Here is a 24,267-nt window from a genome sequence, read left to right on the forward strand (position 1 = left end):
GTCCCGATCAGCTGGTGGACGAGTAGGGGAGCACCCGTTCGGTGTGGTGGCCGAAGAGTCGACGCACCGAGTAGCGGTGCGCGGTGGGGTCCCAGGCGCGGACCGGTACGTACAGCACCACGTGCAGGGCCCGCATGAGGGTGATACCCCGGCGCGCTCGGGCGGCCTCCTCGGTACGCCCGCGGGCGTCGAAGGTGGCGGGGAGGTACTCGGTGAAGGTTCGGTAATTGCTGATGCTGCTGAGCATGCGACGGCCGGATGCGCTGATCTCCATGCCCTCGACCAGCACGTTCTTGCGGCCGGCGTCGGTGACGCACAGGGTGATGTCGAGGTCGTCGAGGATGCCGTTGGTGTCGAGCAGATTCGGGCGGATGTCCTTCCACACCGATCGCCGGATCACCATGTTGGCGCCGAAGAGAGCCGGTATCTCCCGCGGACCGTCGCCGCCGCCGCGCAGACCCGACTGCAGGATGGCCTTGTGCAACCACTGCATGGGCATGTCGTACTGATCGAACAGGCCGCTGGCCGCGCCGATGGACTCGTCCGCGGTGGCGAAGAAGGTGCGCACTGCCAGCGCCCATCCCGGCTTGGCCCGAGCGTCGGCGTCGAGCCTGCCGATCAGATCACCGACCGCCTGGTCGAACCCGGCGTTGCGCGCGCAGATCACTCCGGGCGACGGTTCGTCGATCACCCGCAGGGCGGGGAACCCCGGTGCCAGCTCTGCCAGGACCCGCGCCGTTCCGTCGGTCGAGTTGTTGTTCACCACCAGGATCTCGACGAACTGCTCCTGCTGGTCGCGGATCGATTCGAGCAGGGCCCCGATGGTCGCTTCCTCGTTGTACGCGGGAACGACCAGGGACAGGGTGGGAAGTGGCATGACGGCATTGTAGGGATCTGCGGTGATCGGCGAGCACCTCGTTCTGCCTGGTCGGTTCGTGACGGCCTGGTGGTGCGGTACGAAACCCACCGATCGAACGACAGCGGCGGTGAGACGTTCAGGCGCTGACGGCGGATCGGGCGGCGGTGAAGCTCACCCGTCCGGTGTCACGGCCCGGGCAGGAGAGCACTCGGCTCGGCTCGAATCGCGCGGTCGACGGATTCCACGCCCGGAACGGCACCCACATCACGGCGTAGAAGCTCAGTGCGGTGACGGAGGTCGCCAGCGTGGCGGTGGCCGCGACGCGTCGGCCGTGCAGCCAGTACGTGCGCGCACCCGCCGCGCAATACCGCAGGAAATCGCCTGCACCGCTGAGGTAGCGCCGACCGGAGGTCTCGGCGGTCATCCCCGGGACGATGGCCAGGGTTGCCCCGTGCTCGCCGATGCACAGAGACAGATCGGTGTCCTCGTGCACATCGGCCCGTGTGCTCAGATGTGGCTCGATCGCGCGCCAGACATCCCTGCGGATCACCATGTTCAGCCCGATCAACTCCGGGGCGGACACCGACCGATCGGCATCGACCCGCGCGGCGAGCCGAGTATCCGCCGCGCGGTGCATGACGCGGAACGGCTGCTGGAACGGCAGGTCGTGCAGGTGGCACAGTCCGCTGCCCCCGGCGTACCGGGTTCCCGTGCGGTCGAAGAAGTCGAGGATGGCGCGCGCCCAGGTGGTGCACACCCGTGTATCCGCGTCGACCCTGGCGACCAGTGATCCCCTGGCCGCGGCGAAACCGGCGTTGCGGGCGTGGGCGACACCCGGGCGCGGCTCGGTGATGACGCGGACTCGGCGATCGCCGGCGGCCACGTCCCGAACGATGTCGACGGTGTCGTCGGTGCAGTTGTTGTCGACGACGATGATCTCGTGCAGATCCTCGACCTGATCGAGCAGGCGCTCGACGCATTCCCGAATGTGAGCGGCCTCGTTGTGCGCAGGCACGACCACGGACAAGGTTGAGGTCATGGTTGGTAAGTAAACACCGGATTCGAACTCATTTCCACTGGGAAGTACCTAGCACGCCTCTGTTCTCGACCGGAGATGAACATTCGACGAAATGTACTGGTTATGTGATGTTTATCGCTGACAACTGCAGCTCTGCGGTTTGCTTTCCGGGTCGAATTCCGGCGTTGTACGGGAACTGATCAGCTGTGCGTCGCCAGAGCTGCGATTGTGCATTCGAACAACCGACAGCGCCGTGCCGACAGAACGGGCGGGGTGTGACAGAGGCCCGTGAGATGTGACAGGGATTCATGAGATGTGACACCGGGTAACGTCATCGACGCACGTGGCACCGACAGTCGCACGTGCTGCGGCGGGGCTGTACTCAGGAGGGACAGGGGGACGTGAGCTCACCGACGATGGCCGAGCTGGTCAGCTGGTGCGGTCGTCACCGCCCCCACCACCCGATCCTGCTGCGGTCGTCCCCGGTCGGCCGGGCGGTCACCTTCGCCGCCCTGGCCGCGTCGGCGTCGGGGCTCGGCGCGGCCGTTCCCACCCTGCGCGCAGACCCGGACGCCGCCGCTCTCGCCGCGGTCGCCACGCTGGCCCCGGCGGCCCTGGCGGCCCACGGCGCTGATCTGGCCGCCGAAGTTCGAGCCGCAGCCCGCGCCGCCGTTGCCGACACCGTCTCCGGGCGGTGGGCGGCGCTGTGTGCCGAGTTCCCCGCCCGCCCCGCCGTGGTCACCCCCGACGCCACCCACACCCTCGCCGATGTCGGCCGCGCTGCAGCCGAGAGGGCGCGCGACCGCACCGCCGACGACGTCCTCGAGATCACCGGGCCGGAGTCGTTCGATCTGGCCGTCGACCTGGTGGCGGCGTTGCTCAGCGGGTGCGGTGTCCGTGTCGGCGGCACCCTTCTCCCGCACCCGGAACCCACCGACGTGCTCTCCGGATGCGCGGCCACTGCGCGCATGCTCGCGCCCGAGGGTGGGGTGTGGTGGCGCCACGCCCACCACCGCCTGCTGTCGGCGCCGGAGTTCTGGGCCACGCTCCTCGATGGTCGGCCCCTGGTGATCGCACCGAACCTCGCCGACGCCGTCGCCGCGGGGGCCACCTCGGTGATCACCACCGAACACAGACGCGCCCAGCTCCTGCGCGAGCCCGCGGCCGCGGATGTCACCGTGGCGGTGCCGCGGCTCTCGCCGTTGGTGTTCGGTGCGCTCGAGGTCGAGGACGCCGTGCTTCTCGACGCCCGCGGCCGGGCGGTGCCCTCGGGGGTCCTCGGCGCCGTGCATCTGCGCATCGACCGACCCGCCGACAGCCCCGACGGCCCCGACAGCCCCGACGGCGAGACGGGCCCGGCCACCGTGGACACGGGATGGATCGGGGTGGCCGACACCTCCGGGGCGATCACCGGCCTGCGCGACTCGGGCGCGGACCACACCCGCCGAGGCGTGCGAGTGAACACCCTCGACATTGCCGCCACCGTGCGCGAGCAGTCGCCCTACTCCGAGGCCCACGTGGTCGCGGTCGACGACCCCGATGCGGGCACGATGCTGGTGGCCTACGTGAGCGGGGGGGCGGTCAGCGAGGGCGCACCGCGCGACGAGTTGGCTGCCGTGCTCCCCGATTACGCCGTACCCGACGCCGTCGTGGTGGTCGACGAACTGCCTCTCGGCGCCGACGGTCTGGTCGATGCCGATCGGCTGCCGGTGCCCACGCTCGGCGGGCAGTCGCCCGCGCCGGAGGGTGCACCTGGTGAGCAGTCGTCGACGCTGGAACTGGTGCGCTCGGTGTACGTCGATCTGCTCGGCACTGCCACCGTTGGCGCCGATCAATCATGGTTCGACCTTGGCGGATCCTCACTCTCGGCGGCCAAGGTGATCGCCCGGCTCAACGCCGCCATCAACGCCGATCCGGGCAGTGTGCAGTCGGGTCTGCGGGTGGCCGACATCTTCGACGCCCCCACCCCACGCGCTCTGGCTCGGCGTCTCGATCAGGTTCGCGAGGAGGCCGACGGCGGCGGCAGCTCCGGCGGCGGTGCGTCGTTGGCCGCGGTGGCTGCGCGCACGCGCCCGCCCGTGCTCCCCTTGGCCCCCGCACAACTGCGGCTGTGGGTACTCGCGCAGCTCGAGCCCACCTCGTCGGCCTACAACGTCCCGCTGGTCCTACGGTTGCGGGGGGAGTTGGACGTGGCGGCGCTGTCCGCGGCGATCGACGACGTGGTCGAACGCCACGAGGTGCTGCGCACCGCGTTCCCCGACAGCGACGACGGACCTCACCAGCAGATCCTGCCGGTGGCCTCGGCGCTGCCGGTGCCGCTGCCCGTGATCGCGGCCTCCTCCCCGCAGGAGGAGGTCGAGGTGCTGACTCGACTCGCGTCGCAACCCTTCGACGTCAGGGCCGCGCCACCGGTGCGTGCCGCCCTGGTGCGTTCGTCCGCCGAGGATCACGTCCTGGTGGTGTGTGTGCATCACCTGGTGATGGACGGCGAGTCGCTGATCCCGTTGGCGGCCGATCTCGCCACCGCCCACGCCGCGCGGCGTCGCGGGGAGCGCCCCCAGTGGTCGTCCTCGGCGACGCAGTACGCCGACTACGCACTCTGGCAGCACGAGCTTCTCGGAGAACCGGGAGCGCCCTCGCCCGCGGCCGCAGGTCAGCTCGATCGGTGGGCCGAGCAACTCGACGGTCTGCCCCCGCTGCTCGAGCTTCCCGTCGACCACACGGCACGCGATACCTCCGCGGTCGCCGAGATCGCCTGCCACCTCGGCCCCGAACTTCACCGCGCGGTGGACCGGATGGCCGCCCGCCACGAGGTCAGCGAGCACATGATCCTGCTCGCGGCCTACGCGCTCGCCGTGGCGCGATGGACCGGCGTCAGCGATTTCGCCATCGGTGTGGCGACGGCGGGGCGCACCGACCCGGCGCTGGACTCGGCCATCGGCACGTTCGTCGGCACCCTGGCCCTGCGGATGCGGATCGGCGAGAGCGACACCGTGCGCGAGTTGGTGGAGCACGTGCGGCGCGTCGCGCTGATGGCGTACGACACCGCGGACGTGCCCTACGACCGGGTTCTCGACCGCGTCGGCAGGCCGGGGGCGTCGCTGTATCGGATCGGGTTCGCCTATCGCCCCGCGCGGTCGGAGATCACCCTCGACCTGGCCGGGCTCACCGCCACGGTGCTCGAGCCACACATCGCGACGGGCAAGGATGATCTGCTGCTCGGCGCACAGGCCCGGGTGGACGACGACGGCGTGCCCGCCGGGATCGACCTGTCGGTGGTGTACTCGGTGCGCCTGTTCGAGCAGTCCACGGCGGCCGCGTTCGCCGACCTGGTGGTCTCGACCCTCTCGGCCGTTCTCGGCGCCGACACCACCCCGGTGCGCGATCTCGACGTGCTCGGCGGTGAGCAACGCCGTCGACTGCTCGATGCGTTGCGCGGACCCGACCTGCCGCCGCCGGGCTCGTTCACCGACGGACCCGTCACCCTGGGCGCCGTGCTGGCGACGTCGGTGCATCGCTACCCGGATGCGACGGCGGTGCGCCTGGGCGAACGCACGCTCACCTATCGCGAACTCGGCCACCGCGCGGCGCGGCTGGCCGACGTGCTCCGCGGTGCGGGGGCCGGTCCGGGAACGTTCGTGGCGATCTCGTTCCCGCGGTCGCTGGACATGGTGCTGGCGGTATGGGCGGTCGCGCTGACGGGTGCGGCCTACGTCCCGCTCGACACCGGCTATCCCACCGCTCGCCTGCAGTACATGCTGGCGGACTCGGGGGCCCGCATCGGCCTGGCGGCGCGCGAGCGTATCGGCGAGCTACCCGACACGGTGACGTGGATCGAGATCGACGACGAGTGGGAGCGGCCGGTGGACACCACCGCCGCGGTGCGCGCCGAGGCGGTGCCGGTCACCGCGGCGGCGTACATGGTCTACACCTCGGGGTCGACGGGGATGCCGAAGGGAGTGGTGGTCACCCACGCGGGCATCGAGGGTCTCGGGGCCGCCACCCGCGCCCGGTTCGCCACCGAGGCACGGTCCCGACCCGCTCAGACCGCCTCGCCCAGCTTCGACCCGTTCGTGATGGACCTGCTCATCGCCCACCTCCCCGGCGCCGAACTGGTGGTGGTTCCCCCGGAGATCGTCGGCGGTGCGGAGATGGCGGCCTACCTGCACCGATACGGCGTCACCCACATGTCCACCACCCCGGGCGTGGTGGGCAGCATGGACGCCGAGCAGCTGCCGACACCGCAGATGATCGCCGTCGGCGGCGAACCTCTACCGCCCACGCTGCGCGATCTGTGGGCCCCGCGGGTGAACCTGGTCAATGCCTACGGCCCCACCGAGGCCACCGTGGCCTCGCACCTGAGCGAGCCCTTGGCCGTGGGTGCGAGCGTCGACATCGGTCGGGCCATCCCGGGCATGGGATGCCTGGTGCTCGATGCCCGGCTGCATCCGGTACCCGCGGGGTCGATCGGTGAGCTGTACCTCTACGGGCGCGGACTCGCCCGCGGCTACCTGCACCGGCACGCCCTGACGTCGGAGCGGTTCGTCGCGTGCCCCGTCGGCGAGCCGGGCACCCGGATGTACCGCACGGGCGATCTGGTGCGCGCGATGGTGGCGCCGGACTCGAGCACCTCGACGCTGCTCTACGTCGGTCGCGTCGATGCGCAGACGAAGATCCGCGGCATCCGAGTCGAGCCCGCCGAGGTCGATGCCGCTCTGCTTCGACACCGCTCGGTCACCGAGTCGATCACGCTCGCTCGCCCCGGCCCCGCCGGTGCGACCGTGCTGGTGACGTACTACTGCGCGTCGTCCGCGGTGGCGTCGGTGGCGTTGCGGGCCCACCTCAGTGCGCTGCTGCCCACGCACCTGGTGCCGTCGGCGCTCATCGCGATGAGTCGATTCCCGCTCACCCCGAACGGGAAGATCGACCGGGCAGCGCTGCCCGATCCGGTGTTCGAGGCCGCGGGTACCTCCCGTCCGGCTGCCACGGAGACCGAGCGGGCCGTGCTGGCGGTGTTCACCGACATCCTCGGCAACCAGTCGATCGGAGTCGAGGACGACTTCTTCGAGGTGGGCGGCAACTCGCTGATCGCGACGCGCGTCGCTGCGCGGGTATCGCGGGTGACCGGCCGCCACGTCGGGGTGCGGGCGGTGTTCGACAACTCCACCGCGGCGCGCCTGGCCGAGCTCCTCGACTCCACGGCCGACGACGCCGCCGGGCCCGATCTGCGCAGCGTGGTTCGACCGGACCGCATCCCGCTGTCGTACGCCCAGACACGCATGTGGTTCGCCAACCGGTTCGACGCCTCCGCCCGTGCCACCGCGTCACCGACGGCCTACAACATCCCGCTGGTGGTGCGCATCACCGGAGACTTGAACGTGGCCGCGCTCGACGCCGCCGTCGGCGACGTGATCGCTCGCCACGAGATTCTGCGCACCCGCTACCCCGATTCCGATTCGGGCCCGTACCAGGAGGTACTCCCGGCGTCGGCGGTGTCGCTCGACCTGACTCCCATCGATCTGACTCCCACCGACCTGACTCCCACCGACAGCCCCGACAGCCCCGAGATGTTCGGTCGCGTGCTCGACCTGGTGACCACGCGTTTCGACGTCACGGCGGCCCCGCCGATCACCGCGGCGCTGTGGCGGATCGGCGGCGGCGAGCCCACACGCGAGGCCCCGACGTGGGTGTTCGCGCTGGTGACCCACCACGTGGCATCCGACGGTGCCTCGTTGCGCCCGCTGGTGCGAGACCTCGTCGTGGCCTACGCGGCCCGCAGCAGCGGGACCGCTCCGTCGTTCTCACCGCTGCCGGTGCAGTACGCGGACTTCGCGGTGTGGCAGCGCAACCGACTCGGCGACGTCGACGATCCCGAGTCGGCGGCAGCGCGGCATCGGGACTTCTGGCTGCGGACGTTGGCCGGCGTCCCGGACGCACCGGTTCTGCCCACCGATCACCGGCGCCCGCCGACAGCGAGCCTGCGCGCCCGGGCCACCGACGTTCCCGTCGACAACTCGGTGTACGCGCAATTCCAGGCGCTTGCCGCCGAGACCGGGTCGACGCCGTTCATGGTGGTCCACGCAGCCTTCGCGGCGTTCCTCGCCCGGTGGAGCGCCACCCGCGACATCGTCGTCGGCACCCCCATCGCCGGGCGCGGCGAACCGGAACTCGACGATCTGGTGGGCATGTTCGTCGGCACCCTGGCCCTGCGCACCGTGGTGGATCCGGCCCGCTCGTTCCGGGAGCTGCTGCGTGCGGTGCGGGCCGCGGATCTGGACGCGTTCTCCCACTCCGACACCGCCTTCGAGCAGGTGGTCGACGCGCTCGCCCCCGCCCGCTCGCCCGCGCACCACCCGATCTTCCAGGTGATGCTCTCCTTCCAGAACATCGAGCGGCCCGTCCTGGACGTCGCGGGGGTGCGGCTCGAACCGATCGACACCGACCCCGGTTCGTCGCAGTACGACCTGCATCTGACGGTGGCCGAGATCCTCGACGATCACGGCGCGGCCACCGGCCTGGGGGCGCGACTGACCTTCGCCACCGATCTGTTCACCGAGGCCACCGCCACCGCGATGGCCAGGGCGCTCGGGGTTCTGCTGGCCGGCCTGGTGCGCGAGCCAGACCGGCCGGTGGGCGACGTGCCGCTGATGACCGCCGACGACGTTCGTGCGCTGCCGGGTATGGGCGTGCGGCGTGAGTTGGCCCCGCTCACCGTCGCCCAGCTCCTGACGCGCTCGTACGTCGAGTACGCCGACCGCTTTGCCGTCGACGCCGAGGGCGCCCGTCTGACCTACCGCGAACTCGGCTCGAGGGTCCGGCGCCGAGCCGACGAGTTGATCGCTGCGGGCGTCGGGCCCGAAACCGTTGTCCCCGTGGAGAAGCCGCGGTCTTTGGACATGCTGGTCGAACTGCAGGCGGTGGTGCTGGCCGGTGCGGCGTACCTGCCGGTCGATCCCACCGCACCGGCCGAGCGACGGGCCGCCATCCGGGGCGCCGCCACGTCGGTGCCGACGGGCGCGGGTGTGGTGACCGGTGATTCGCCGGTCTACGTCATCTTCACCTCCGGTTCGACGGGTCGACCCAAGGGCGTGGTGCTCTCGCACGCGGCGGTGGCCAACCAGTTGCGCTGGTTGCAGGACGAGATGCCTCTCGGCGACGACGACGCGGTGCTGTGGCGCACGTCGGCATCGTTCGACCTGTCGGTGTGGGAGCTGTGGTGGCCGATGGTGGCCGGGGCGCGCCTGGTGATCGGTCCGCCCGACACCGAGCGTGATCCGGCGATTCTCGCGACGGTGCTGATCGAGCAGAAGGTGAGCACGGTGACGTTCGTGCCGTCGCTGCTCGCCGCGTTCCTGGCGTTCAGCGGTGCCCGCAGTGCTCTGGCCGGGGTGCAGCGCGTGCTGTGCATCGGGGAGGCGCTGCCCGCGTCGCTGGTTCGGACCCTGCGCGCGGTCGCGCCGCACGTGCAGGTACACAACCTCTACGGCCCCACCGAGGCGGCGGTCAGCATCACCCACCGCCGGGTCGCCGGCTGATTGTGAACCGCCGGGTCGCCGGCTGACCTCAGGCCGCAGAGAGGGCGTCGCGCAGTTTCTCGATTCCCGAGTAGTCCTGGACCAGTGGTTCGCGTGCGGTGTCGGCGGCGACGTCGGCGAGCATGCCCTCCCACCCTTCCACGCCCTCGAGGGTGAGGATGGCCGACCACGTGGTCATGTCGTTGCTCGAGAACGCGTCCATCGCCTCGTCGAGCATGCTCTGGAAGAACGCCCGCTCGTCCGCCGAGAGGCCGCCGTACACCACCACCGCCATCTCCGCGGCGATCGAGGCGTGGCAGTGCTCGTCGCGCTCGTGCAGTGCCACGGTGGCGCGGTTGACGGGTTGGACGGAGGGGCCGTCCTCGATCAGCGACAGATAGCCGGTGATCGAGATCTCCGCGACGGCGGTGTAGGCCAACTGCGCCAGCGCTGCTTCCCGCTCGTCGCTGGTGCTGCCCAGCCGCTCGCGCAGTGCGCGCACCGTGGCCGGAGCCGGGAGGTCGGCCTCGCGGACGGTGATACCGCGCTCGCGGCGGGTGAGCGCGCTCGCCTCGAGGTGCATGAGCGTGTGGTACTGCTCGTCGACCATCGCCTGGGTGACGGCGACGGCGAGGGAGTCGCCGAGACCGGTGGCGAACACGTCCTGCGCGAGCAGCGCGAAACCGGGGTTGACCACGTGCTGCTCGACGTCCATCACGTTCTTGTTGAACGCGATCCACGCGAGCGCGCGGATGCGGTGCTTGGCGTCGTCGTCGAGGCCCGCGTACACCGGGTGCGTCGAGAACGGGATCAGGTCGTCGGGGTAGTCGTGCTTGCTGTGGTCGAACAACTCCTGCCACGGTGCGTCGGCCTTCTTCACCGTCGCCCGACGCGTCCAGTTGCGGGCAAGACGGTCCACGACGGCACTCTCCACCGGGGTACGCGGGGTCAGACCGGGAGCAGCGTCGATGAGGGTCATGCCGTCGAATCTCCGTCCTGTGTCCCCCGACCTGCCTGCTCCGCCCCCCTCAGCGATTCGGTGCTGCCGGGCATCGGGACGCCGAACAGTGCAATGCAGTGCGCAAGGTAACGCTGCGTGTCGGTGCCGAGTGCCTGCCCGGCGCGGACCATCACCTCGGCGAAGGCGCTCTCGGAATCGGCCGCATCCTCGATCGTACGCAGTGCTTCGGACAGTGCGGCTCGAGCCGGCCGCGCCAGGGGGTTGCCGTGTTGGACGTCGTGGTAGACCGCCGGGGTACCGGTGCTGACCCTGGCCAGCAGCGCGGAGAGCGTCGCATGCGGTGGCGGCCCGAGGGCGGCGGCCATCACCGGATCGACACCGAGTTCCACCGCCGCCAGCCCGAAGGCCAGCACCGCGGCGTGGGTGAGGGCCTGAGTGATGGCGACGGTGCGGTCGTGCTCGGCTGCGCTCACCGTGACCACACGTGATCCGTGGGCGGTGAGCATGTCGGTGACCACCGTGGTCGCCGGCCCCGGTCGATGAGGAACGAGCGCGGTCACGCGCCCGGCCATCCCCAGCGACGGCGCGAACATCGGGTTCACACCGACGGCGGCAAATCGTCCACCGACCACCTCGAGCGCTGCGGCGACGGCCGTCTTCACCGACAGCGTCTCCACCAGCACGGCGTCCTCGCCCATCACCTCGGCCACCGTTCCCAGGGCTTCGAGGGCCACCACCTCGGGAACGGCCAGGACCACCACGTCCGCGCGCGCGACGGCGACCAGGGCGTCCGAGTCGGGGTCGCGCACGTCGTCCCCGGTGGAGAGGTCGAGTGTGCGCACGGGGTGGCCGAGATCGGCGAATGCCCGCGCGTACATGCTCCCCACTGCTCCACGGCCACCGACCACCACCGTGGAGCGCGGCGTCACCGTCGTGACCCGGCGACGGGCGGGCGTCGAGTGCCCGTGTGCAGGGATGTCGCGCGCGCTGCGGGTCGGTGCGAGGTGACCGGTGCGGGTGCGAGTTCGAGGACCCGCTGCAGCGTCGAGGCCTTCACCAGGGTCTCCTGGAACTCCTCCTCGGGGTCCGAGAGAGCGGTGATGGCGCCTCCGGTCCCGAAGCGCACGCGGTCGTCCTCCACGACCAGTGTTCGGATCACGATCGACAGGTCGGCGGCCCCGTTGAGCGAGAGGTAGCCGATGCTGCCCGAGTACAGCCCGCGCGCACCACCCTCGAGTCGGTCGATGATCTCCATCGTGCGGATCTTCGGCGCCCCGGTCATCGATCCGCCGGGGAAGGTGGCGCGAATGCAGTCCACCGCTCCGGCTCCCGGCGCGAGGTCGCCGCGCACGGTCGAGACCATCTGGTGCACGCTGGCGTAGGTCTCGATGCCGAACAGGGTGGGCACGTGCACCGATCCCGGCGTGCACACGCGTGAGAGGTCGTTGCGCACCAGGTCCACGATCATCAGATTCTCGGCGCGGTCCTTCTCGCTGGTGATCAGGCTCGAGCGCATCTGCAGGTCGGCGTCCGCGGACTGCCCGCGCGGGCGCGTGCCCTTGATGGGCTTGGACTCGACGCCGCCGTCGGCGAAGATCCGCAGGAAGCGCTCGGGAGAGGTGCTCACCACCGAGACGTCGTCGAACTCGAGCAGCGCCGCGTAGGGCACGGGGCTGATGGTGCGCAGGCGATCGAACGTCGCGAGCGGATCGATGCGCGCCTGCACGGAGATGGCGTTGGTCAGGCACACCTCGTAGGTCTCCCCGGCCCGGATCAGCTCGAGGCTGTCCTCGATGCGGGCCACGTACTGATCGTGCGAGTGCCGCATCTCGAGCGTGCTCTCGCACGGTCGGGTGGAGATGGCTGCGGGCCGTCCACCGGAGTCGGGAACCGCGCTGGGCAGATCGCTCAGCATCGCGATGATCTCGGTGAGCCACTGGTGGGCCACGAGGTCGGCCTCGCCGTCGGCCTCGGTCAGGCACAGCGCGTACGCCTGCCCGCCGGCGTGGTCGAGCACGACGGCCCGATCGGCGAACACCAGCGCTGCGTCGGGGTCGGGGGAGGAATGTGCTGCCGCGCCACCGGTTTCGGCCTTGAGCTCGTAGCCGAGGTAGCCCACGAACCCGAGACGGAAGTCGAAGGGGAGCGGCTGCTCGTCCGCGGTCACGCTCGCCTCGCGCAGAGCCCGGTCGAGGTAGTCGAAGAACGGCGTCCGAATCGACCGTTCCCCGTGGGCGTCGCGTATGCGGACGGTGCCGGTGCTCACGTCGTAGGTGACGTACTGCGCGCGCGGGCCGGTGCAGTCGCCGATCACCGAGAAGCGCGACGCCGGATCGGTACGCGCGCTGCCGTCGATCCAGAATCGTCCGGCCGCCCCGGCCGTCGATCGAGCCGCCATGCTCTCGTAGACCGCGGTGGGGTCGAGGTCACGATCGAGAACCAGGTGCTCGACGGTGTAGCGAGCGGGCGGGGTCGGCGGCGGTGTCGGTGCCGGAGGGACGGCGCGCGCCGGGGCGGCGGTGGCGTCGCGGAAGTTCGCGAGCAGCCGGTGCCCACCGTCGGAGCCGATCGACTCGGGGTGGAACTGCACCCCCCAGCGCGGAAGTGTGCGGTGCCGCACCGCCATCAGTACGCCGTCGTCGGTCCAGGCGGTTGCCTCGAGATCGTCCGGCAGGTCCACCACCGCCAGCGAGTGGTAGCGCACCACCGACAGCGGCGACGGCAGACCCTCGAAGAGGTCGGTGCCGGTGTGCTCGATGGCGCTGATGCGTCCGTGCATCGGCTCGGGGGCGCGCACCACGCGAGCTCCGTGGCTCGCCGACAAGCCCTGATGGCCCAGGCAGACGCCGAGGATCGGCAGGGTCGACTCGGCGAGGATGCGTTCACAGACCCCGAAGTCACCCGGGCGGTCCGGGCGCCCGGGGCCGGGTGAGATGACGATGTTGTCCACCTCGTCGAGGGGCAGCGAGTCCCATGCGACGTCGTTGCGCACCACGATCGGGCTACGACCGTTCACGGCCGTCAACAACTCGAACAGGTTGTAGGTGAACGAGTCGTAGTTGTCGATGAGCAGCGTGCGGGTCACGTGCCACCAGCTCCGACGGAGTTCCCACCGCGCGCGACGAGCTCGTTCTCCACCTTGCACGTCTCGTCGATGATCAGCTCGTACAGCGCCGCGAGGTAGTCGGGCGAGAGACCGTGGGCCAGGGCGTACGCGCGCGCCCCGGCGATGACCTCCTGGACGCGTCCGGGTTGCATGACATCGATGCCGTGCTCGCGCTTGACCTCGCCGATGCGGTGACACACCGACATGCGTGCGAGAAGCGTCTGACGCAACGTGGTGTCGATGGCATCGAGCTCGGCGCGCAGGCCGTGCAACCGGATATCCGGGGTATTCACGTGCGCGCCACCTCGCTCGGTTGTCTGTGCTGTCGGTGGTGTATCGCTCGCGCCCTCGGATTCGTTTCCCACGGTATCCAAAAATACCGGGAAAACGCAGGTTTTGCGCGGATGTGATCAACCTCAGTCCCGACTCATTGCCGCCTTACGGTATCCGCGGATGGCGGGGTACGCGAACAAGACGATCATTCCTACGGCCCAGTAGGTGGTGTGCAGGAGCGGTTGCTGCACGTCGCCACCCACGGCGAGGGCCTTCATGGTGTCGATCGCGGTCGACATGGGCTGGTTCTCCACGAACCCCTGCAGCCACGGCGGGTAGGCCCGCGTGGGCACGAAACCGGAGTTGAAGAACATCAGCAGGGTGCACACGAGTGAGAGCAGTTCCACCAGCGGCAGCTTGGGGGCCGACACCGCCAGTGCGGTGACGAACGTGGCGAAACCCGTCCCGAGCAGCAGCGGGACGCCGAAGAACGCGAGGGCTGCCAGCCACCCCTGCTCGAATCGGAACCCGATGGCCAGCCCCACCAGGGCAATGAAGGCACTGGTGACCACCACGCGCACGCTCTCGGCGATCAACCGCCCGGCCAGTCCTGACGCGCGATGGGTGGGCATGACCCAGAACCGGGTGAGGAGCCCGCTGGTGGCCTCACCCTTGAGGGAGACCCCGCTGGCGAGCGAGCCGAAGATGGCGCCGACGAGTGTGATCATCGGCACCTGGCCGTACACCGCGGGCTGCCCGGTGGCGCCGCTGATCGATTTGCCGAGCACCACCGAGAACATCAGCAGCGTCAGCGCGGGGTAGACGGTCGACTGGAACATCGTCAGCGGGTCGCGTCCCCAGTTCATCATCAGTCGTCGTGCCTGGATCACGCTGTGCCGAACGAAGGTGACGGCGCTGATCTCCGACTGCGAACGGTTCGGCGTCGGGAAGCTGGTGCCGAGCGAGGTGTCGGTCTGCCGCGGGGTCCACCCGCTGGCAGGCAGCGGGCCGGGCGTCGGCAGCTCCGGTCGCGGCGGCTCGACCGGCGGCCGGACGAGTGGCGGTGTGCCCGGGATCGGTGCGCCCACAGGCCGGACGACGGGCGGTGCACCCACGGGCGGTGCGACGACGGGCCGCCGCTGCGGTCGCGGTGGCGCGATCGGTACCGGGTCGTACACCGGGTGGGGCGCGGACCACGTGCCGCGTCGACGGGTGGTTCCCGGTGGGGCGATGGGGATGCGGGCCTCGGGGGGCGCACCGGGCCGTCGCCGTCGCGGGGTGCCGGGGAGCAGCGGCGGGATGGCGGCGAAGACGTCGGTGACGGCGTCGGCGACCGGGTGCGCGGACTTCTCGTGTCGGTAGGGCCGCACCCGGGCGTGCGGCGGGCGGCCGGGTCCGAAGACGACGTCGTCCTGCTCGTCGGGGTGGTTCGGTGGCGGCGGTTGCCGGCGCGGCTGCGGGGCCGGGGTGGGCGGTCGCCGGGTGAACACGGTGTGCGGAGCCGTGGGCTCGGGGTCGAACGGGCGCGCCCGCGGCGGGTCTGCGCGGTTGTGATCGGTCTCGTTGCTCATCAGGGTCGCCTCACGTTCGCCCAGATCGACAGCGGCGCGAAGATCACCACGAACGCCCCCACCCACAGCATGGCGGGCAGCAGAGCGGGGGAGTTGATGTTGCCCTCGGCCATGTCCCGCATGGCGGCGGCGAACTGCGAGATCGGCTGGTTGCGGGCGAACGGGCGTACCCACTCCGGGAATCCCGACTCGGGGACGAACCCGGTGGAGAGCATGCCCAGGATCAGCTGGGGCAGGGTCAGCGCCTGCGAGGTGGCCTCGGGGCTGCGTGAGAGCACACCGAACGCATCACCGGCGAAGGCGAACGCCGTGCCCACCAGCAGTGCGATCAGCAGGAACATCCCGGTGGCGGCCAGATTGTCCGAGAAGCCGAACCCGATGAGGTGGCCGTAGCCGACGGCGGCGGCGAGCGAGATCACCGATCGCGTCGTCGCCCCGGACATGCGGGCCATCAGGGGTACCGCCGGGCCGATGGGCATGGTCTTGAAGCGGGAGTTGATGCCGTGCAGTTCCTCGTACGCGCCGCGACCGGCCGCGGAGATGGCCGTGAACGCCATGGCCTGCAGCACGATGATCGGCATGACGAACTGCCCGTAGTCGATCCCCTGCAGCCGCATGACGAAGCGCAGCGGTAGGTAGAACCCGAGAGCGAAGATCGCCGGGGCGATGACGGCGATGGTGAGCTCGTGCATGCGGATCTGGGACTTGATCACCCGACCCGAGAGCGCCACCCACTGTCCGAAGGAGGACACCTCGAGTCGCCGGTGACGGCCGCTGACACCGGGAACAGCCGAGCTGATCGCGCGCTCACCCGCGGCGTTGCGGGCGGGGCTGGCCGTGCTCACGGAGTGGGCCCGGTGGTTGCCGGTGCGATCTGATGCCGTCCGTCGTCGGTCGCCTCGGTGTCCGGGTTGGGCTGCTGGCCGGTGAGGGAGAGGAACACGTCGTCGAGCGATGGGCGGCGCAGGCCCACGTCGGCGAGGGCGATGCCGGCCATGTCCACGCGCCTGATCACCTCGGTGAGGGTGGCCGGGCCGTCGGGGGCGGGCACGGAGAGCCCGTCCGAGCCGGCCTCGACGACGGCCGACGCGCTCCCGGCGATGCCCGCGAGGATCTCGTGCACCCGCGGCAGGTCTGCGACGTGGACGGGAACCACCTCGCAGAAGCTGGCGCCGGTGCGGGACTTGAGTTGGTCGGCCGTGCCCTCGGCGATCACCGTGCCCTTGTCGATGACCACGATGTTGTCGCTGAGCAGGTCTGCTTCCTCGAGGTACTGGGTGGTGAGCAGGATCGTGATCCCCGCGGCCTTGAGCCCGTCCACCAGCGACCACACACCCTGCCGACTGCGGGGGTCCAGGCCGGTGGTGGGCTCGTCCAGGAACACCACGTCCGGTCGGGTCACCAGGCCGCAGGCGATGTCGATGCGCCGCCGCATACCGCCGGAGTAGCCGGCCACCTTGCGATCCGCGGCGGCCTCGAGGTCGAACTGGGTGAGCAACTCCTGCGCCCTCGCGCGCGCCGATTTGCGGCTCAGGCCCATCAGTCGGCCGAAGAGTTCGAGGTTCTCCTTGCCGGAGAGCCCCTGATCGAGCGCGGCGTACTGGCCCGTCATCATGATGCGGCGCCGCACCTCGCGGGCGTTGCGCACCACGTCGAAGCCCGCGACCATGGCGGTGCCGCTGTCCGGGGTCAACAGGGTGGAGAGCACGTTGACGGTGGTGGTCTTGCCCGCGCCATTGGGACCGAGAACGCCGAGAACGGTTCCCACGGGTACGGAGAAGCTCACCCCGCGAAGGGCCTCGACGGATCCGAACGATTTCCGGATTCCGTCGACGTGAACGGCCATTTCGCGCGGTGGCATGGAATCGAGTATGTCACGGCCGGTACCGAGGGACGGGGAGCCGAGGTGGCTGCGGATCGCCTCGATCGATGGCGGCGCAGGCCCTGCGACCGCTAGGGTGAGCTCGCGCCGACGGGCCCGGCCAACGGAGTGTCGGGCTCCCTGTGAGAAACGGACCATATCCCTGTGCGTATGCGCGGTAAGTCTTCCCTGCGTGGGGTAGCCCTGATCACCGGCCTCGTCCTGGGCGTGTCGCTCGCGGTGCCCACCGCGGCATCGGCGGCCCCGACGGTGTCCGCCCCCGCCGTGGTCGGTGCGCCGAACGGCGGCAAGTCCAGCATCGTCTCGGTCGCGCAGGTCGATCCGCGCCGGTTCACCGTCACGGTGCGCTCGGCGGCGATGGATCGCGACATCGAGCTCGAGATCCTTCGCGCCCCGGACACCTCGGTGCCGCGGCCGGTGTTCTACCTGCTCAACGGTGCCAGCGGCGGTGAGGACTACGCCAGCAACTGGCTCGATCAGACCAACACCGAGCAGTTCTTCGGCGACAAGAACGTCGACGTCGTGATCCCGGTGGGTGGCGCGTTCAGCTACTACACCGACTGGAAGGCCGACGACCCGGTTCTCGGTCGCAACCAGTGGGAAACGTTCCTGACCAAGGAATTGCCGCCGCTGATCGAGAAGTCCCTCGGCTCCAACGGTGTCCGATCCATTGGTGGGGTGTCGATGTCGGGGTCGTCGGTGCTGACCCTGGCCGCGCACAATCCGGGCCTGTTCTCCTCCGTGGCGTCCTACAGCGGGTGCGCACGCACCGCGGATCCCTTCGGCCAGGAGTACGTGCGCGCCGTCGTCGAGGCGCGCGGTGGCGGCAAGACCGTGAACATGTGGGGCGAGCCGGACGATCCGCTGTGGGCCTACAACGACGCCTACCTGCAGGCGGAGAAGCTGCGCGGCACCGCGATCTACCTCTCCACCGGCTCGGGCCTGCCCGGCTACGACGACAACCCCAACTCGCCGCGCCTGCAGGGCAACGGCACCGGCCTGGTGGACCGCGTGGTCATCGGTGGCGCGATCGAGGCCATCGTCAACTCCTGCACCCGCGATTTCGCCGGCCGTCTGCACGATCTGTCCATCCCGGCCACGGTGAACTTCCGTCAGACGGGCACCCACTCGTGGCAGTACTGGGAGGACGATCTGCGTGACTCGTGGCGCGTGATCGGGCCGTCGTTGGGTCTGTAGGGGGCCGAAGCCGGGTCTGTACGGGGCAGGGTTCAGGCGATTTGAATCCGCGGGGTCCCGTAGGTAATACTTGTCGGGTTGCCTCGTCCGAGGTGCGAGTCCGTGCGGCCTTCGCACGGGCCGTGCCGCAGGTCGAGGGAAAGCTTTCGCTGCACGTCGGCTGACGAGAACGTCAGCAGGCAAGAAGGCTGGAACAGTGATTTTGGCTGGACAGTGATTACAGTGTCGGCTTCGGCCGGTGCGTCCGATCCACGCAACTCGCGGCTCGCAGGTCGAGCCGCGAAAAAAAGGGCATGCGACACGCCCGACCGCGTGGACTGGTGATCCATGACAGATGAACAGTGGCAACGACACGTTGGTCACGCTCACGCGTGCCGCCGCGACGCCTCGTTCGACTTCTCATGGGCACCCCCGCTCGCGCGGGTGGTGGTCACGGTTCGACCCACGCCAGGCGTTCAGCGAAGCACGAGAAGAGCGAAGCACGAAAAGCAGTTCCTTTCGCAGGAACTGGTCCACGAGATTCACCGGGCTAGGAAGAGGACATCAGCGTGGCGGGACAAAAGATCCGCATCAGGCTCAAGGCCTACGACCACGAGGCGATCGACGCGTCCGCGCGCAAGATCGTCGAGACCGTGACCCGCACCGGGGCGCGCGTGGTCGGACCTGTGCCGTTGCCCACCGAGAAGAACGTGTACTGCGTCATCCGTTCGCCGCACAAGTACAAGGATTCGCGCGAGCACTTCGAGATGCGCACCCACAAGCGGCTCATCGACATCCTCGACCCCACGCCGAAGACGGTCGACGCGCTCATGCGCATCGATCTGCCGGCCAGCGTCGACGTCAACATTCAGTGAGCGCGGAAGACCAAACGATGACTGACAACAAGAACCGTCCCGCCAAGGGCATTCTGGGCACCAAGCTCGGCATGACCCAGGTGTTCGACGAGAACAACCGCGTGGTCCCCGTGACCGTGGTCAAGGCCGATCCCAACGTGGTCACCGCCATCCGCACCGAGGAGCGCGACGGCTACAACGCCGTGCAGGTCGCCTTCGGCGCCATCGACCCCCGCAAGGTGAACAAGCCCGTCTCGGGCCAGTTCGCCAAGGCCGGCGTCACCCCCCGTCGCCACCTCGCCGAGCTGCGTCTGGCCGACACCTCGTCCTTCGAGGTGGGCCAGGAGCTCACGGTCGTGGAGTTCGAGGACGGCGGCTACGTCGACGTCACCGGCATCAGCAAGGGCAAGGGCTACGCCGGAACCATGAAGCGCCACGGCTTCGCGGGTCAGGGCGCGAGCCACGGCGCGCAGGCCGTGCACCGTCGCCCCGGCTCCATCGGTGGCTGCGCCACCCCCGGCCGCGTGTTCAAGGGCATGCGCATGTCGGGTCGCATGGGCAGCGACCGCGTCACCACGCAGAACCTCTCGGTCCACAAGGTGGACGCCGAGAACGGCCTGCTCCTGATCAAGGGTGCGATCCCGGGCCGCAAGGGCGGCGTCGTGATCGTCAAGAGCGCAGTGAAGGGTGGTGCGCGCGCATGACCAGTCTCGAGAAGACCAAGTCCGAAACCAAGCTCACGCTCGAGGTCAAGGAAGCCGGCGGCAAGACCAACGGCACCGTCGACCTGCCCGCAGAGATCTTCGACGTGCAGGCCAACATTGCGCTGATGCACCAGGTCGTCGTCGCTCAGCTCGCTGCGGCGCGTCAGGGCACACACTCCACCAAGACCCGCGGTGAGGTTCGCGGCGGCGGCAAGAAGCCGTACCGCCAGAAGGGCACCGGTCGCGCCCGTCAGGGTTCGACCCGCGCACCGCAGTTCGTCGGTGGTGGCACCGTCCACGGCCCCAAGCCGCGTGACTACAGCCAGCGCACCCCCAAGAAGATGATCGCCGCCGCCCTGCGCGGTGCGCTCTCCGACCGGGCGCGCAACGAGCGCATCCACGTGATCACCGAGCTGGTTCCCGGTCAGGTGCCCTCCACCAAGGGTGCCCGTACCTTCCTGGCCGAGCTCTCCGATCGCAAGAAGACGCTGCTGGTCATCGGCCGCGAGGATCTCGCGGCGTGGAAGTCCGTGCAGAACCTGGACGGCGTCCACCCCATCGCACCGGATCAGCTCAACACCTACGACGTGCTCGAGGCCGACGACGTGGTCTTCAGCGTCGAGGCCCTGCACACGTTCGTGGCCGCCAAGACCGGTGCAGCGAGCGTCGAGTCCACCAAGGAGGAGAGCAAGTGAGCACCATTGCCGACCCCCGCGACATCCTGTTGGCCCCGGTCATCTCGGAGAAGTCCTACGGCCTGATCGAGGAGGGCACGTACACGTTCATCGTGCACCCCGACTCGAACAAGACGCAGATCAAGATCGCGGTCGAGAAGGTCTTCGGAGTGAAGGTCACCAGCGTCAACACCGCCAACCGGCAGGGCAAGCGGAAGCGGACCCGATACGGCTACGGCACGCGCAAGAGCACCAAGCGCGCGCTCGTGACCATCTCGGCCGACAGCAAGCCCATCGAGATCTTCGGAGGCCCGGTCGCCTAGGCGGCCGGAGCACCGAGGGTCCTCGAGGATCAAGGGACGAGACAAACATGGCAATTCGTAAGTACAAGCCGACCACTCCTGGTCGTCGTGGCGCGAGTGTCTCCGATTTCGCGGAGATCACCCGGACGACTCCAGAGAAGTCGCTCATCCGACCGCTGCACGGCCGCGGTGGCCGTAACGCGCACGGCCGCATCACCACTCGCCACAAGGGTGGTGGCCACAAGCGGGCCTACCGTCTGATCGATTTCCGTCGCAACGACAAGGACGGCGTGCCGGCCAAGGTCGCTCACATCGAGTACGACCCCAACCGCACGGCGAACATCGCCCTCCTGCACTACGTGGACGGCGAGAAGCGCTACATCATTGCGCCCAAGGGCATCTCGCAGGGTTCGCCCATCGAGTCCGGTCCGACGGCCGACATCAAGCCCGGCAACAACCTGCCGCTGCGCAACATCCCCACCGGCACCACCGTCCACGCGGTTGAGCTGCGCCCGGGTGGCGGGGCCAAGATGGCCCGCTCGGCCGGTGCCGGCATCCAGCTGCTCGGTAAGGAAGGCGCCTACGCCACGCTGCGTATGCCCTCCGGTGAGATCCGTCGCGTCGACGTGCGCTGCCGCGCCACCGTCGGTGAGGTGGGCAACGCCGAGCAGTCGAACATCAACTGGGGCAAGGCCGGCCGTATGCGCTGGAAGGGCAAGCGCCCCACCGTTCGTGGTGTCGTGATGAACCCCGTCGACCACCCGCACGGTGGTGGTGAGGGCAAGACCTCCGGTGGTCGCCACCCGGTCAGCCCGTGGGGTCAGCCGGAAGGCCGCACCCGCCGCAACAAGCCGAGCGATCAGCTCATCGTCCGCCGCCGCCGCACCGGCAAGAACAAGCGATAACCAGGAGGGAGTAGCAGATGCCACGCAGTCTGAAGAAAGGCCCGTTCGTCGACGACCACCTCCTGAAGAAGGTGGACGTGCAGAACGAGAAGGGCACCAAGCAGGTCATCAAGACCTGGTCGCGCCGCTCGACCATCACGCCCGATTTCATCGGTCACACCTTCGCCGTCCACGACGGTCGCAAGCACGTGCCGGTGTTCGTCTCCGACGCCATGGTCGGGCACAAGCTCGGTGAGTTCGCGCCGACGAGGACCTTCAAGGGTCACATCAAGGACGACCGGAAGGCGAAGAGGCGATGACCAACTACACCGTGACCGAGAACCCCGTCGCCCGGGCCACGGCCAAGCACGTTCGCGTGACGCCGATGAAGGCTCGTCGCGTGGTCGATCTCGTGCGTGGTCGCAGCGTCGAGGATGCCCTGAACATCCTCAAGTTCGCGCCGCAGGCCGCCAGCGAGCCCGTCGCCAAGGTCGTGGCCAGTGCCGCGGCCAACGCCGAGAACAACCTGAACCTCGATCCGAGCACGCTGATCGTTGCCGCTGCCTACGTCGACGAGGGTGCCACCCTCAAGCGTTTCCAGCCGCGTGCCCAGGGTCGTGCGTTCCGCATCCGCAAGCGCACATCTCACATCACGGTCATCGTGGAGAGCCTGCCCAAGTCGGGCGGATCTGCACGGGGTCGCCGGAAGGGAGCTCAGTAGTGGGCCAGAAGATCAACCCGCACGGCTTCCGCCTCGGCATCACCACCGAGTGGAAGTCGCGCTGGTACGCAGACAAGCAGTACTCGGAGTACGTCAAGGAAGACGTCGCCATCCGCAAGCTCCTCGCCAGTGGCATGGAGCGGGCCGGCATCGCGAAGGTGGAGATCGAGCGCACCCGTGATCGGGTTCGCGTGGACATCCACACCGCGCGTCCGGGCATCGTCATCGGCCGCCGCGGCGCCGAGGCCGACCGCATCCGCTCCGAGCTCGAGAAGCTGACCGGCAAGCAGGTTCAGCTCAACATCCTCGAGGTCAAGAACGCCGAGTCCGAGGCCCAGCTGGTGGCCCAGGGTGTCGCCGAGCAGCTCAGCAACCGCGTCGCGTTCCGTCGGGCCATGCGCAAGGCCATCCAGTCGGCCATGCGTCAGCCCAACGTCAAGGGCATCCGCGTGCAGTGCTCCGGTCGCCTCGGCGGCGCGGAGATGAGCCGCTCGGAGTTCTACCGCGAGGGTCGGGTGCCGCTGCACACGCTGCGTGCGGACATCGACTACGGGCTCTACGAGGCCAAGACCACCTTCGGCCGCATCGGTGTGAAGGTCTGGATCTACAAGGGCGACATCGTCGGTGGCAAGCGTGAGCTCGTTGCCCCGTCGGCACCCGCCGGTGACCGTCCCCGTCGCGAGCGTCCGGCCCGGCCGCGTCGCAGTGGCGCCTCGGGCACCACGGCGACCAGCACCGAGGCCGGTCGCGCAGCAACCGCAACCGCCGAGGCTCCTGCCGCGGCAGAGCCCACGAAGGAGGGCTGACGCATGCTGATTCCCCGTCGAGTCAAGCACCGCAAGCAGCACCACCCCGGTCGTAGCGGCGCCGCCAAGGGCGGCACGGCCGTGACGTTCGGTGACTACGGCATCCAGGCCCTCGAGCCGGCCTACATCACCAACCGGCAGATCGAGTCGGCCCGTATTGCCGTCACCCGCCACATCAAGCGTGGCGGCAAGGTGTGGATCAACATCTACCCGGACCGTCCGCTGACCAAGAAGCCCGCCGAGACCCGCATGGGTTCCGGTAAGGGTTCGCCGGAGTGGTGGGTGGCCAACGTCAAGCCCGGTCGTGTGCTCTTCGAGCTCAGCTACCCGGACGAGGCGATCGCCCGTGAGGCGCTCACCCGCGCCATCCACAAGTTGCCGATCAAGGCACGCATCATCACGAGGGAGGTGCAGTTCTGATGGCAGCCGGTACCCCCGCGGCAGAGATCCGCGAGCTCACCGAGGAAGAGCTGATCACCCGCCTTCGTGAGTCCAAGGAGGAGCTGTTCAACCTCCGCTTCCAGATGGCCACCGGCCAGCTGACCAACAACCGTCGACTGCGCGTGGTGCGTCACGAGATCGCGCGCATCTACACCGTCATGCGCGAGCGTGAGCTCGGGCTGGCCAGCGGCCCGGCCGACGACACCGCAGGTGACGCAGCATGAGCGAGGAAGCAGTGACCCAGGAAACCGCAAGCGAGACCCGCAACCGCCGCAAGGTGCGTATCGGCTACGTGGTCTCGGACAAGATGAACAAGACCATCGTGGTGGAGCTCGAGGATCGTGTGAAGCACGCCCTCTACGGCAAGATCATCCGCCGCACCACCAAGGTCAAGGCCCATGACGAGAACGAGATCGCCGGCGTCGGCGACCGCGTGCAGCTCATGGAGACCCGCCCGCTGTCCGCCACCAAGCACTGGCGACTGGTCGAGGTTCTCGAGAAGGCCAAGTAGCACCAGCTCG

22 protein-coding genes are annotated in these 24,267 nt (G+C 69.3%); 13 read left to right on the plus strand and 9 right to left on the minus strand.

Features of this window, described 5'->3' with window-relative positions:
- Positions 1 to 7: 7 nt before the first annotated feature.
- Both ACY48E_RS01195 and ACY48E_RS01200 read right to left on the minus strand, forming a co-directional pair.
- The gene (locus ACY48E_RS01195; RefSeq protein ID WP_462870218.1) at positions 8 to 877 is read right to left on the minus strand and encodes a glycosyltransferase family 2 protein; all 870 of its coding nucleotides are present in this window, start codon (positions 875 to 877) and stop codon (positions 8 to 10) included.
- A gap of 118 nt (positions 878 to 995) precedes the next feature.
- Positions 996 to 1,898: a glycosyltransferase family 2 protein gene (locus ACY48E_RS01200; RefSeq protein WP_462870219.1), complete on the minus strand. Its 903-nt coding sequence runs from the start codon at positions 1,896 to 1,898 to the stop codon at positions 996 to 998.
- Positions 1,899 to 2,278: 380 nt separating this feature from the next.
- Here ACY48E_RS01200 and ACY48E_RS01205 point away from each other — a divergent pair, with 380 nt between their 5' ends.
- Positions 2,279 to 9,412 carry an amino acid adenylation domain-containing protein gene (locus ACY48E_RS01205; protein WP_462870220.1) on the plus strand — a complete coding sequence of 2,378 codons (7,134 nt, stop codon included), beginning with the start codon at positions 2,279 to 2,281 and terminating at the stop codon, positions 9,410 to 9,412.
- Positions 9,413 to 9,440: 28 nt separating this feature from the next.
- Here the strand turns inward: ACY48E_RS01205 and ACY48E_RS01210 are convergent, their stop codons facing one another.
- The 7 genes from ACY48E_RS01210 to ACY48E_RS01240 all read right to left on the minus strand — a co-directional run bounded on the left by ACY48E_RS01210 (position 9,441) and on the right by ACY48E_RS01240 (position 17,163).
- Complete coding sequence (locus ACY48E_RS01210; protein WP_462870221.1) at positions 9,441 to 10,370, minus strand: diiron oxygenase; 930 nt, start codon at positions 10,368 to 10,370, stop codon at positions 9,441 to 9,443.
- Complete coding sequence (locus tag ACY48E_RS01215) at positions 10,367 to 11,281, minus strand: prephenate dehydrogenase/arogenate dehydrogenase family protein (protein WP_462870222.1); 915 nt, start codon at positions 11,279 to 11,281, stop codon at positions 10,367 to 10,369. The genes ACY48E_RS01210 and ACY48E_RS01215 overlap by 4 nt, the downstream gene beginning before the upstream one ends.
- A complete protein-coding gene (gene pabB / locus ACY48E_RS01220; protein ID WP_462870223.1) occupies positions 11,278 to 13,437 on the minus strand; it encodes an aminodeoxychorismate synthase component I in 2,160 nt (719 codons plus the stop codon). Before pabB ends, ACY48E_RS01215 begins: the two co-directional genes overlap by 4 nt.
- Positions 13,434 to 13,751 (minus strand): chorismate mutase, encoded by a 318-nt coding sequence (locus ACY48E_RS01225; protein ID WP_462870224.1) that lies wholly within the window; start codon positions 13,749 to 13,751, stop codon positions 13,434 to 13,436. Before ACY48E_RS01225 ends, pabB begins: the two co-directional genes overlap by 4 nt.
- Before the next feature lie 123 nt (positions 13,752 to 13,874).
- Positions 13,875 to 14,735 (minus strand): ABC transporter permease, encoded by an 861-nt coding sequence (locus tag ACY48E_RS01230; protein ID WP_462870496.1) that lies wholly within the window; start codon positions 14,733 to 14,735, stop codon positions 13,875 to 13,877.
- Between the two features lie 566 nt (positions 14,736 to 15,301).
- A complete protein-coding gene (locus tag ACY48E_RS01235; protein ID WP_462870225.1) occupies positions 15,302 to 16,147 on the minus strand; it encodes an ABC transporter permease in 846 nt (281 codons plus the stop codon).
- Complete coding sequence (locus ACY48E_RS01240; protein WP_462870226.1) at positions 16,144 to 17,163, minus strand: ATP-binding cassette domain-containing protein; 1,020 nt, start codon at positions 17,161 to 17,163, stop codon at positions 16,144 to 16,146. Before ACY48E_RS01240 ends, ACY48E_RS01235 begins: the two co-directional genes overlap by 4 nt.
- Before the next feature lie 171 nt (positions 17,164 to 17,334).
- Here ACY48E_RS01240 and ACY48E_RS01245 point away from each other — a divergent pair, with 171 nt between their 5' ends.
- From ACY48E_RS01245 to rpsQ, 12 genes are all read left to right on the plus strand, one after another.
- The gene (locus ACY48E_RS01245; RefSeq protein ID WP_462870227.1) at positions 17,335 to 18,381 is read left to right on the plus strand and encodes an alpha/beta hydrolase; all 1,047 of its coding nucleotides are present in this window, start codon (positions 17,335 to 17,337) and stop codon (positions 18,379 to 18,381) included.
- 548 nt (positions 18,382 to 18,929) lie between these two features.
- Positions 18,930 to 19,235 carry a 30S ribosomal protein S10 gene (gene rpsJ, locus ACY48E_RS01250; protein WP_003938093.1) on the plus strand — a complete coding sequence of 102 codons (306 nt, stop codon included), beginning with the start codon at positions 18,930 to 18,932 and terminating at the stop codon, positions 19,233 to 19,235.
- Positions 19,236 to 19,252: 17 nt separating this feature from the next.
- Positions 19,253 to 19,918 carry a 50S ribosomal protein L3 gene (gene rplC / locus ACY48E_RS01255; protein ID WP_462870228.1) on the plus strand — a complete coding sequence of 222 codons (666 nt, stop codon included), beginning with the start codon at positions 19,253 to 19,255 and terminating at the stop codon, positions 19,916 to 19,918.
- The gene (gene rplD / locus ACY48E_RS01260) at positions 19,915 to 20,613 is read left to right on the plus strand and encodes a 50S ribosomal protein L4 (RefSeq protein ID WP_462870229.1); all 699 of its coding nucleotides are present in this window, start codon (positions 19,915 to 19,917) and stop codon (positions 20,611 to 20,613) included. Before rplC ends, rplD begins: the two co-directional genes overlap by 4 nt.
- Positions 20,610 to 20,915: a 50S ribosomal protein L23 gene (gene rplW / locus ACY48E_RS01265; RefSeq protein ID WP_462870230.1), complete on the plus strand. Its 306-nt coding sequence runs from the start codon at positions 20,610 to 20,612 to the stop codon at positions 20,913 to 20,915. The genes rplD and rplW overlap by 4 nt, the downstream gene beginning before the upstream one ends.
- Before the next feature lie 47 nt (positions 20,916 to 20,962).
- A complete protein-coding gene (gene rplB / locus ACY48E_RS01270; RefSeq protein ID WP_462870231.1) occupies positions 20,963 to 21,799 on the plus strand; it encodes a 50S ribosomal protein L2 in 837 nt (278 codons plus the stop codon).
- Positions 21,800 to 21,816: 17 nt separating this feature from the next.
- Complete coding sequence (gene rpsS / locus ACY48E_RS01275; RefSeq protein ID WP_042575433.1) at positions 21,817 to 22,098, plus strand: 30S ribosomal protein S19; 282 nt, start codon at positions 21,817 to 21,819, stop codon at positions 22,096 to 22,098.
- Positions 22,095 to 22,499, plus strand: coding sequence for a 50S ribosomal protein L22 (gene rplV, locus ACY48E_RS01280; protein WP_462870232.1), 405 nt, complete (start codon positions 22,095 to 22,097; stop codon positions 22,497 to 22,499). The genes rpsS and rplV overlap by 4 nt, the downstream gene beginning before the upstream one ends.
- The gene (gene rpsC / locus ACY48E_RS01285; RefSeq protein WP_462870233.1) at positions 22,499 to 23,305 is read left to right on the plus strand and encodes a 30S ribosomal protein S3; all 807 of its coding nucleotides are present in this window, start codon (positions 22,499 to 22,501) and stop codon (positions 23,303 to 23,305) included. The genes rplV and rpsC overlap by 1 nt, the downstream gene beginning before the upstream one ends.
- Positions 23,306 to 23,308: 3 nt before the next feature.
- On the plus strand, positions 23,309 to 23,725 hold the full coding sequence (gene rplP, locus ACY48E_RS01290) for a 50S ribosomal protein L16 (protein ID WP_462870234.1): 417 nt from the start codon (positions 23,309 to 23,311) through the stop codon (positions 23,723 to 23,725).
- Positions 23,725 to 23,970 (plus strand): 50S ribosomal protein L29, encoded by a 246-nt coding sequence (rpmC, locus tag ACY48E_RS01295; RefSeq protein ID WP_462870235.1) that lies wholly within the window; start codon positions 23,725 to 23,727, stop codon positions 23,968 to 23,970. Before rplP ends, rpmC begins: the two co-directional genes overlap by 1 nt.
- Positions 23,967 to 24,257 carry a 30S ribosomal protein S17 gene (rpsQ, locus tag ACY48E_RS01300; protein ID WP_462870236.1) on the plus strand — a complete coding sequence of 97 codons (291 nt, stop codon included), beginning with the start codon at positions 23,967 to 23,969 and terminating at the stop codon, positions 24,255 to 24,257. The genes rpmC and rpsQ overlap by 4 nt, the downstream gene beginning before the upstream one ends.
- Positions 24,258 to 24,267: the final 10 nt, after the last annotated feature.

This window comes from Rhodococcus sp. AZ1, from assembly GCF_054979605.1.

What these genes read in the sequence shown, in the direction of transcription:
- rpsQ (WP_462870236.1), top strand. Translation starts at nt 23,967, where the DNA reads ATGAGCGAGGAAGCAGTGACCCAGGAAACCGCAAGCGAGACCCGCAAC.
- ACY48E_RS01240 (WP_462870226.1), bottom strand. Translation starts at nt 17,163, where the DNA reads ATGCCACCGCGCGAAATGGCCGTTCACGTCGACGGAATCCGGAAATCG.
- rplC (WP_462870228.1), top strand. Translation starts at nt 19,253, where the DNA reads ATGACTGACAACAAGAACCGTCCCGCCAAGGGCATTCTGGGCACCAAG.
- rplD (WP_462870229.1), top strand. Translation starts at nt 19,915, where the DNA reads ATGACCAGTCTCGAGAAGACCAAGTCCGAAACCAAGCTCACGCTCGAG.
- rplP (WP_462870234.1), top strand. Translation starts at nt 23,309, where the DNA reads ATGCTGATTCCCCGTCGAGTCAAGCACCGCAAGCAGCACCACCCCGGT.
- ACY48E_RS01210 (WP_462870221.1), bottom strand. Translation starts at nt 10,370, where the DNA reads ATGACCCTCATCGACGCTGCTCCCGGTCTGACCCCGCGTACCCCGGTG.
- ACY48E_RS01200 (WP_462870219.1), bottom strand. Translation starts at nt 1,898, where the DNA reads ATGACCTCAACCTTGTCCGTGGTCGTGCCTGCGCACAACGAGGCCGCT.
- rpmC (WP_462870235.1), top strand. Translation starts at nt 23,725, where the DNA reads ATGGCAGCCGGTACCCCCGCGGCAGAGATCCGCGAGCTCACCGAGGAA.
- rplV (WP_462870232.1), top strand. Translation starts at nt 22,095, where the DNA reads ATGACCAACTACACCGTGACCGAGAACCCCGTCGCCCGGGCCACGGCC.
- ACY48E_RS01245 (WP_462870227.1), top strand. Translation starts at nt 17,335, where the DNA reads ATGCGCGGTAAGTCTTCCCTGCGTGGGGTAGCCCTGATCACCGGCCTC.
- rpsS (WP_042575433.1), top strand. Translation starts at nt 21,817, where the DNA reads ATGCCACGCAGTCTGAAGAAAGGCCCGTTCGTCGACGACCACCTCCTG.
- ACY48E_RS01195 (WP_462870218.1), bottom strand. Translation starts at nt 877, where the DNA reads ATGCCACTTCCCACCCTGTCCCTGGTCGTTCCCGCGTACAACGAGGAA.
- rplB (WP_462870231.1), top strand. Translation starts at nt 20,963, where the DNA reads ATGGCAATTCGTAAGTACAAGCCGACCACTCCTGGTCGTCGTGGCGCG.